This window comes from Lentzea sp. NPDC092896 (genome assembly GCF_044754905.1).
Classification (GTDB): Bacteria; Actinomycetota; Actinomycetes; order Mycobacteriales; family Pseudonocardiaceae; genus Lentzea.
This window is the reverse complement of record NZ_JBIVPX010000001.1, coordinates 693,147-695,858: the sequence shown is the minus strand read 5'-3', so window position 1 is coordinate 695,858 and position 2,712 is coordinate 693,147. Positions and strand designations below refer to the sequence as shown.

The 2,712-nt window shown below is 67.1% G+C and carries 2 protein-coding genes; both read right to left on the bottom strand.

The features are described 5' to 3' along the window. Positions 1-119: 119 nt before the first annotated feature. Positions 120-1,334, bottom strand: a complete 1,215-nt coding sequence (locus ACIQF0_RS03405; RefSeq protein ID WP_360030676.1) for a cytochrome P450 — start codon at positions 1,332-1,334, stop codon at positions 120-122. 14 nt (positions 1,335-1,348) lie between these two features. Beyond that, positions 1,349-2,668 (bottom strand): crotonyl-CoA carboxylase/reductase, encoded by a 1,320-nt coding sequence (gene ccrA / locus ACIQF0_RS03400; protein WP_401023954.1) that lies wholly within the window; start codon positions 2,666-2,668, stop codon positions 1,349-1,351. Between the last annotated feature and the right edge of the window lie 44 nt (positions 2,669-2,712).

Here is a 2,712-nt window from a genome sequence, read left to right as displayed (position 1 = left end):
CCCTCAACCCATCTCGAGACGCGACCTGTCAGGAATCCTCGCGTCCGGGCGCCTGGCATACCCCTAGAAACGGACAGGGGCACCCCTACCGCGAGGGGTGCCCCTGAACAGCGAAGCTCTTACCAGGTAACGGGAAGCTCCCGCAGCGAGTAGACGATGGCGCCGTCGCGGAACCGGAGCTCCTCGGCCGGCTTGGCCAGCGCCAAAGTGGGAATGCGGGTGATCAGCGTCAGCAGAGCCACCTGGAGTTCCACGCGGGACAGGAACTTCGCGATGCAGCTGTGGATGCCGTGCCCGAACGCCAGCGGCGTCGAGTCCTGGCGCGTGATGTCGAGCTTGTCGGCATCCGAGTACACGCTCTCATCGCGGTCCGCGGACGAGAGCAGGGCGATGATCCCCTCCCCCGCCTTGATCTGCTGACCGGCGATCTCCAGGTCCACCCTGGCCACCCGGCCGACACCGCACTGCATCACGTTCTGGTGCCGCAGCAGTTCCTCGACGGCACCGACGACGAGGTCCGGGTTCTCACGCAGCTTCACGAGCTGTTCCGGGTGCTCCAGCAACGTCAGGATGCTCAGCGCGATCGACGACGCCGTGGTGTCGTAGCCTGCCGAGAGGAGCATCATGCCGATGACGACGGCCTCTTCGCGTTTCAGCTCACCCGCGGCCATCTGGTTCACGACCAGGCGGCCGAGCACGTCGTCGGTCGGCTCTTTCTCCTTCTGCGCCACCAGCTTCGTCAGGTAGCCGAACAACGCGCCCGCCGCGGCGTTGCGGTGGGCCTGTGACGACGTCGTCTCGACGAGGGTGTTGATCCAGCGGCCGAACGCGAGGCGGTCCTTGTAGGGGACGCCGAGCAGCTCGCACACGACGGTCAACGGGATCGGGCGCGCGAAGTGCGTGACCAGGTCGACCGGTTGCGGGCCCTTCAGCAGCGCGTCGATGCGCTCGTCCACCAGCTTCTGCACCGCGGGACGCACTTCCTCGGCCCGCTTCTTGGTGAACATCGACATGATCATGCGCCGGTAGCGGGTGTGGTCCGGCGGGTCGACGGTGACGAACGCGCCCGGCTGCGGGTCGACCGGGAACAGGTAGCGTGGATAGCCGGGGTTCATCACCTCGGCGGAGAACCGCTCTGTGTCAGCGAGAAGAGCACGCACGTCCGCGTACCTGGCCACGAGCCACGCCGTGTCGCCCGCCGGTGTCGTCACCTTCTGCACCGGCCGGTCTGCGCGCAACCGGGCGTACTCCGGTGGCAGGTCGAGCGGGTTCTGCGGATCACGGGCGAAGGGGAACGGGCACGCCGAGGCCGGCGCGATTACTTCTTCCGTCATAGCGGGAACCTTCACTAAGAGGAGCGGAATCGGTTGATCGCGTCGATGTTTCTGCCGCGCAGCTCGTGGTCCAGCACGCCGAGACCCTCGGACGGCGCCAGGCACAGCACGCCGACCTTGCCCTGGTGGGCGTTGCGGTGAACGTCGTGCGCGGCCTGCCCCGTCTCGTCGAGCGAGTACACCTTGGACAGTGTCGGGTGGATCTTTCCCTTGGCCACCAACCGGTTCGCCTCCCACGCCTCGCGGTAGTTCGCGAAGTGCGACGAGACGATGCTCTTCAGGTTCATCCACAGGTAGCGGTTGTCGTACTGGTGCAGGTATCCCGACGTGGAGGCGCAGGTGACGATCTTGCCGCCCTTGCGCGCCACGAACACGGAGGCACCGAACGTATCCCGGCCGGGGTGCTCGAACACGATGTCCGGGTCCTCGCCACCGGTCAGCTCACGGATGCGAGCGCCGAATCTCTTCCACTCGCGCGGGTCCTGCTCGTGCTCGTTCTTCCAGAAGCGATACCCCTCGGCGGAGCGGTCGATGATCAGCTCCGCGCCCATGGACCGGCAGATCGCCGCCTTGTCCGGCGAGGACACGACGCAGACAGGGGTCGCACCGCCGTTCAACGCGAACTGCGTGGCGTACGAACCAAGTCCGCCGGACGCACCCCAGATCAGGACCGTGTCGCCCTGCTTCATGTTGCCGCCGTTGACGGACACGAGCTGGCGGTAGGCGGTGGAGTTGACCAGGCCCGGCGAGGCGGCCTCCTCCCACGTCAGGTGCTCGGGCTTGGGCATCAGCTGGTTCGCCTTGACCAGCGCGAGATCGGCCAGGCCGCCGAAGTTCGTCTCGAAGCCCCAGATCCGCTGCTGCGGGTCCAGCATCGTGTCGTTGTGGCCGTCCGGGCGCTCCAACGGCACGTCCAGGCAGTGCGCGACCACGCGATCGCCCGGCTTCCACACGGAGACACCGGCCCCGACGCGCAGCACGACGCCGGCGAGGTCGGAGCCCACGACGTGGTACGGCAGGTGGTGCTTGCCGCCCAGGCGACGGAGGAACCCGAACGTCGACACCGGCTCGAAGATCGACGTCCAGACGGTGTTGTAGTTGATCGCGGACGCCATCACGGCGACCAACGCCTCACCGGGCGCCAGCTCCGGTGTCGCGACCTCACGGATCTTCAGCGACCGCCGCGGGTCCTTCTCCCAGGTCGGGAGGTCCGCGAACATGTCGGCGTCGCTCTCCTGCACCACCACGGCCCGATAGCTCTCCGGCACTGGCAGCGCCTCGAAGTCCCGCGCCACCGCGTCGTCAGATTCGATGGCGCTCAGGATTTCGCTCATGGACTTCAAGGTAGGAGGACCGGCCCTAGGGAATGCCCGAGAGA